This window comes from Vibrio sp. 10N.222.55.C7 (assembly GCF_041473335.1).
Lineage (GTDB): Bacteria > Pseudomonadota > Gammaproteobacteria > Enterobacterales > Vibrionaceae > Vibrio > Vibrio crassostreae_C.
On sequence record NZ_JBFRSC010000068.1, the window covers coordinates 1 to 6,971 of the forward strand.

Here is a 6,971-nt window from a genome sequence, read left to right on the forward strand (position 1 = left end):
GTGGCGTATTGTTTTGGTGATTTAATTAAAGTAATCAATGATAGAATTAATTATATTTGTTGAATGATTGACTTTAATTTATTCTGTTACGAAATTTAAATAATTAAACTTTAAGGTGGGATATTTAAAATAGGGAAAGGATGATTTTTATCATGATGTGTTGATTAAAGAATTTTAATGGAATTATTATTGACATATGTATCAAATATGTGTCTATGTAAATATTAATCGGCTAGTGATGAAAATAAGATATGAATGAGGTTGGTGTTATACCATGAGCACTGCCTAAAAGTATAAGCAGCAACAAGTTAGATCAATTAGTGTTATTTTTGAGCAAATGTTAGCGTAACCACATGATATTCAAAGATCTGTTGCGGTGGCTTTGTGTTAACTATGGAAGCGTGCAATCGTTGAGTATTTAACATGCACCATCAAGCACCACGATCTGTGGTTCTTTTTCTGGCTGATAAAGCACCTGACAAAAGTCTCCTTCTGGCGAATAGGTGTAGTTTTCGGTGTCGAAAGAGATGGCGGCTACTCTTTCTGCATTGCTGCCAGAGTCTACTTCTTTGTTGATGACATGAAGCTCTGTTGCGTCGATATTGAGCAGTCTTCTTAGTGAGTCAACATAGGCGATTGGGTAACCATGACAAACGTAGTAGGTCTCAATCTCCGTCTTTTCAACATAGTTGCACTCATCCTCAACGCCAGCAATCGCTGACTTCGCGTAGATCATATCGATACCCGTGCGAAGGTTACCAGCCACATCATGTATTTTACTCGCCCGAGCACTTCCTTGAACGTCTAAGAACTTGACCATAGCTGTCGCCGAAACGATCGCTAAAATTAATACAGAGATGATGAGTTCTAAAAGAGTGAAGCCGTTTTGTCTGTTCATGGTTACCGATTATTTGCTCTGCTAAAGGGACGGAATGAGGGTAATCTAAATACCAAAGTCATTACAGTTAGTGGGTATAATGGTTTGGTGTTTTATTGTGTGAATTTCTAAGTAATTTTCTTTATAAACAATAGCTTAATTATTTCCTCTTACTGTTAAACGCTATGTAAGCATACGTAAGCGTACACACCCACAGCAGCCGATTGTTTAGGAAGCATTCAAACGACTTAATTTATTGATAAATAAGTCTTTAATTGTAGGATTGTCGACCATTCAAAAACTGACTTTCGACTTCATTTGAGGGAATTGGTTTACTAAATAAAAATCCCTGAAGATACTGGTATCCACAATCGATTAAGAACGCTTTTTGCGTTTCGGTTTCGACACCTTCAGCAACCACTTTTAGCCCCAATTTTTCACAGATAGCATGGGTGGCTTGGACAATCACTTTGCTCCCTTTGTGTGAACCGTGGACGAAGCTTTTATCGAGTTTCACGGTGCTAATCGGTAAGTCATGCAACATCGACAGTGACGAGTAGCCTGTGCCAAAGTCATCAAGGTGAAGCTCTACGCCCAATTTAGAAATATCGCTTAACGCTTGCCTGACTTCACCATGCTTGAAGATCATGGAAGATTCGGTGATCTCAAGGGCGATGCTTTGAGGTTGGATATTGTAGAAGTTCAACATTGCTAATAGCTGCTCGGCAAAGGTCGCGTGCATCTGAATACTCGAAATATTGATACTCATCATCAACTCACTATCAAACTCACGTTGCCATATCGATAGCTGTTTGAGTGCAGAGTTCAGAACCCATTTCCCGAGCGGTACAATCTGCCCCGTCTCCTCCGCTAAGTTAATAAACTCATCAGGGCCTATGTTACCTAGCTCTTTGTCTGACCATCGAAGCAAGGCTTCAAACCCTTTCACCTTGTCGCTGTTGGTGTTCATGATCGGTTGGTAGTGAAGGTTGAGATCGTCGTTTTCTATGGCGCGTGCCAGTCGATGGCGGATCTCTACTTTGCGATGCAGGGTTTGTGCTAAGTCTGGGGTAAACGTTTGGAAGCGGTTTCGACCATTCGCTTTTGCAAGATGCATCGCCATACCCGCTTGCTTTAGCAATGTTTCTTGGTCAACCGCGTTATCAGGGAAATGCGCGGTACCTATGCTGCAACCGACAGATAAACTGCCGATGCCTCTGATATGGAAACTTCGGTTTAAGGCATCAATGATGCGAGAGCAAAGTAGTGGGATATTTTGATTTCGGCAGGTGTGGGCAATCACAATGAATTCGTCACCACCAAATCGCCCTATCATGCATTTCTCATCAACCAACTGTTTAAGGCGTTCACCAACCCGTTTGAGTAGTTGGTCTCCGACAGTGTGCCCATAAGTGTCATTAACTAATTTGAAGCCATCAAGGTCGACAAACATCAATTCAAACGGTGAGCGATAGGCAATGCTGGTTTCTAGAAGGTTGCTGATCCCACGGCGATTATAAAGCTCCGTTAAACAGTCGTGTTCTGCGTTGTATCTGGCTTTTATCAGCTTCTCTTTTTGCTTTGTTGTACAGGTTAGGTTTAGCAGCAGTTCGCTTTTATCAAAGAGCCACTTTCCTTGCACATCAAAATGGTGTGCTCTGAAGGAGGAAACCTTGATAAACCAAGGCGCACCGGTTGTTGGTTCTCTATTCTGTAAACGTGTATGTACAAAAGTGATTACTATGTTTTGCGTACGGTAAATGTAGGGCTCTGATTCCAATATTGATGATCTATGACCAGTATATATACGGCCTTCGCTTTTAATAAATACTGGTGATAGGAATGTCGAAAACCAAAGTGCTCATTGTTGAAGATGACCAAGAGATAGCTCGTCTAACGACGCTTTACCTCGAAGCTGAAGGTTACAATGTTAGCGTTGTTCATGAAGGGAACTTGGCACTTGAAGCGATCCGTAGTATTGAACCTGATTTAGTGCTGTTGGACTTGATGCTTCCAGGGATGAGCGGCGCGCAAATTTGCCGTCAAGCCCGTGAGTTTTACAATGGAATGATTTTAGTGCTAACGGCTTCCGCCGATGAAATGAGCGAGGTCAGCTTGTTTAAATTTGGTGCGGACGATTACGTTGCCAAACCGATTCGTGGCCATGCCTTGTTAGCGCGAATTGAAGCGTTATTGCGTCGAGCGACTCCCGTAAAAACTGCGCAAGAAACTACGGCTGAAAAACAGTGCGATATTGTAATCAACAGCTCTGCTCAAAGTGCCACGCTCTACGGCCAAAACCTCAAGCTTACTTCTGCTGAATTTGAAATCTTAAACCTTCTCGTTAATAACATCTGTCAGGTCGTGACTCGAGACCAGTGCTGTCAGTTATTTAGAGGGATAGATTACGCGTTCAACGACCGCTCGATTGATATGCGCGTGTCTGGGTTACGCCGAAAGCTGCGCATTCACGCAAAAGACAAACAGTTGATTCGTACGGTTCGCAACAAGGGGTACATGCTGGTTGCGTAAGTTCATTGCTACGAAGCTTCGCTCGGTTTCGATGTTTGCTCGCTTATACCTTGGGATTGTGACTGGGATGTCGGCAACGATATTTTTGTTCTTGAACCTTGGTGAGGGGTACATGCGACGCACCGAGATCGAAACCTTCCTCAATGATGGCATCTACTTTGCGGAGCAGTATGTTCGTCAACACAATCAAGAAAACTCACTCTATAAAGAGCTCGATAGAACAGGCTACCAACAATTTTATATCTTCAATTTACGCCTGTTGGAGAATTGGTCGGGCGAGGCGCCTTGCCAACAATGTGAGTTATACACAACCTTAAACGGTGTGCCGATATATCTAAGTGATGACAACCTCTATTCGACCGTGTTTCAGCTACCAAACTCTAAATTTAGTTTTGGGTTCAGTGAGGTAGGGGACTTTTTCTCTCCTGACATTGAATGGTATGAAGACTCAGAACGACACTTTTTGTTAGGGCTGTTGTTGGCTGTGATTGTGGCGATTGGAGCAAGTGTTTACTTACCTGTGAGGCGTTTTCAAGAAAGAATAGAGTTGCTCGTCGAGAAGCAGAAGCAGTTTGGTAAGGGCAAGCTTAGTACTCGATCTGACATGGACGACATCCATCCTGTTTCTGATTTGGCCAGCAGTTTTAACTTCATGGCTGAAGAGATTGAGAGCAAAGTAAAACAAAGTCATATCTTCGCTCAAGCTATCCCACACGAAGTACGAACTCCGTTAAGTCGTATTCAGCTGGCGACCGATATATTAAGAAGGGGAGCACCCGATAATCATCAGGTTCTTTTCGATGACATTGATACCTACATTGAGGATATCAACGAGCTCACGTCAGAAATCATCATGCTTTCGAAGTTGAATGTCATGGATAACTCTTTCTTTGAACTCGTTAAAGTGACCTCCGATCTTCGTGAGTATTGCCTAGACCGAATTCGTTACTCGAAACTAGAGAATGCCACCTTTGAATCTAAGGTACAGCTAGAGTGCAAGATTAAGTGTGACTGCTCAATGGCGCGCTTGGTGTTCGATAACGTTCTCAAGAATGCGGGAAATTACACACAAGCAAAGTGTGGATGACGCTCGATGAGAACTCAGAAAATTGGCTGGTGGTGATTGAAGATAATGGTTCTGGAATACCGGAGAATAAGCGTGATGAGGTATTTCTACCGTTCTCTCGATTAGATTTAAGCAGAACGTCGACCACAGGTGGATTGGGGTTAGGCCTCGCGATTGCTCTATCGGCGGCTAAAAAGCTTTCTTGGGATATCAAAATCGACGACAGCAACTATGGTGGTGCGAAGTTCAGTATCGTGATTCCTAAGATCGCTTAAGCTGGAGCTTTTAGAGCTCTTCAGGCCGTCAAATAACAAAGCCACGGACTAATACCGTGGCTTTTTCATATTCCGATTTACAAGCTAGTGACTTCTTAGTACTACTGCTTAGAGCTTAGAGCTTAGAGCGATGAAGGCCATAAATAGCGTGGTCAACGATGCGACCATTCAAGTTCTCGTTACGCGTGATGATGCCTTCTAACGTGAAATGTAAGCGCTCACAAACCTTGCGGCTGCTTTGGTTACCGGTTGCGGCTGATATCTCTACCTTTTCCATATCTAACTCATTGAAAGCAATATCAATCAGCTTCTGGACAACGCGCGTCACAATCCCCTTTCCTTGGTATGTCTCAGATAACCAATAACCTATGGTCACCTTTTGCTTATCATGATCAATGGTATTGAAACTGCAGTTACCGACGACCTTGTCTTGATACATGATCGCACAAGTCATGCTTTTCCCTTCCGCATAATCGTGTAGCGAGCGTTGGATGAAGATCCTAAAGTCTTGCTCGGTTTTGCAATGTGGCGGCCACACGAGCCATTGGCTTAGGTACTCATTCTGGCTTTGGGAGATTTCCGCGTAGTGAGAAGCGAAGCTCTCTTCAACCAATGCGATGGAGAGTTCGTTGTCGATAACCGTTTTAAACATGTCTTTCCTTTTCTTATGGTTGCTTATTTAATCGAATCTTAGTCGGCAGGCTATAATGTCGCATGATTTTTAATATGCAACCACTTGTAGCACGGATTTTTCGTGAGACGTTAGTTCTATCACGAAACTCATTAAACCTTACAATAGTTGTGTATATAATCATTAGCTATGCATTAGTATTAGCGGCCTAAATATATAAAAACTATAAAAATGCTAGGCTTAAATAATGAATCAACATTGCCAGGACGTGACCGTGGACCTAAGAAAGGCTCTATTCGGTATTGCTAAGGCGCTTGATAACGTCGGTTTCGAAAGTAAAAATCATGGACAGAGAGTGGGCTACATCGCGTATCGATGTGCTCTGAGTGTGGGGTGGGAAGAAGAGCAAGCGCAGCTCGCGTTTTCGTTAGGCTTGATTCACGACTGTGGTGTCTCGCAAATTGATGAACAGCTCAGCTTAACGTCTGGGTTTGTACCCGACTCAAGCTATCACCATTGTCAAAAGGGCTACAAAATCTTAAAAGAGTGCCCGGTTCTTTCTATATTCGCTAAGCCGGTACTTTATCATCATACTCCGTGGTCTGAGCTAAAGGCTATTCATATCAGCGAGTTAGAAAAAGAGCTGGCTGCCATCGTGATGCTTGCTGATAGAGTCGATTATCTATACGGTATAACTTCTTCTGATCGTTATGGAAACCTAACACCCGATGGCAAAGCGAGCATCATTGAACGTTTGACTGAACAAGCCGATGAGATGTTCGAAACCAACCTTGTGCAACACATGTGCGAGTTGGTCGACCTGGATGATTTCTGGTTTTCTATGGAGATCCCATACATCGAGAACATGAGGGATAATTTTGAGCCTGTGCCATTCTTCTCTCAGCAGATGTCGTTGGATGAGACGGTGGCTTTTGCCGAATTTATTGCCAACGTTGTTGATACCAAAAGTTCGTTTACCTTTAAGCACTCTTTGAAGGTTGGGCAGCTTTCAGAATACCTCGCCAAACAGCTGGGTTATTCCTACACCACTCAGCGTAAACTCTATCTGGCTGGGTTGGTTCATGATATCGGTAAACTGCAAACCCCTAATGACATTCTACATAAGCCGGATTTACTTACTGAAGAAGAGTATTGCTGTATTAAACGCCATGCAACGGACACTCGATTCGCATTGCAGGAGTTGTTCAGTTCACCTCAGGTTTGTCAGTGGGCATCTAATCACCATGAAAGGTTAGATGGTTCGGGTTACCCAATGGGCAAAACGGCGGAAGAGTTGGATCAACCCAGTCGAATTGTTGCTGTAGTGGATGTGTTTCAAGCGCTAACTCAGTCTCGCCCTTATCGTGCAGGTATGACGTTAGAAGAAACACTCGCTATTTTGACGGACCACGTTGATAACTTTAAGTTGGATCGAGAAGTGTTTGAGTGCCTTAATAAACACGCGCAATATTGCTTTGAATTATCGACAGATAAACGAATGTACGCGTTTTAGTGCAAGTGAGTCCTTTTGAGGTGTGATGCCTTCACTCATATTCGATGAGATATGACCAAGCACCAGAAACAGAAAAG

General features: G+C 43.2%; 4 protein-coding genes and 2 pseudogenes. 3 read left to right on the top strand and 3 right to left on the bottom strand.

The window, feature by feature from the left end; translation table 11 throughout:
- Nucleotides 1–418: 418 nt before the first annotated feature.
- Entirely contained in the window at nt 419–898 is a 480-nt protein-coding gene (locus AB4482_RS21060; protein ID WP_017060589.1) for a type II secretion system protein, read from the bottom strand.
- 250 nt (nt 899–1,148) lie between these two features.
- A pseudogene (locus AB4482_RS21065) lies at nt 1,149–2,537 on the bottom strand (putative bifunctional diguanylate cyclase/phosphodiesterase); the annotation flags it as partial.
- 182 nt (nt 2,538–2,719) lie between these two features.
- On the opposite strand from AB4482_RS21065, the gene AB4482_RS21070 reads away from it, so the two are divergent.
- Both AB4482_RS21070 and AB4482_RS21075 read left to right on the top strand, forming a co-directional pair.
- On the top strand, nt 2,720–3,409 hold the full coding sequence (locus AB4482_RS21070; RefSeq protein WP_017060591.1) for a response regulator transcription factor: 690 nt from the start codon (nt 2,720–2,722) through the stop codon (nt 3,407–3,409).
- Nucleotides 3,402–4,750: pseudogene (locus tag AB4482_RS21075) on the top strand (sensor histidine kinase). Before AB4482_RS21070 ends, AB4482_RS21075 begins: the two are co-directional and overlap by 8 nt.
- A gap of 115 nt (nt 4,751–4,865) precedes the next feature.
- Here the strand turns inward: AB4482_RS21075 and AB4482_RS21080 are convergent.
- Entirely contained in the window at nt 4,866–5,402 is a 537-nt protein-coding gene (locus AB4482_RS21080) for a GNAT family N-acetyltransferase (protein WP_081229960.1), read from the bottom strand.
- Nucleotides 5,403–5,628: 226 nt separating this feature from the next.
- Here AB4482_RS21080 and AB4482_RS21085 point away from each other — a divergent pair, with 226 nt between their 5' ends.
- Nucleotides 5,629–6,894 carry an HD-GYP domain-containing protein gene (locus AB4482_RS21085; protein ID WP_372181596.1) on the top strand — a complete coding sequence of 422 codons (1,266 nt, stop codon included), beginning with the start codon at nt 5,629–5,631 and terminating at the stop codon, nt 6,892–6,894.
- Nucleotides 6,895–6,971 lie beyond the last annotated feature (77 nt).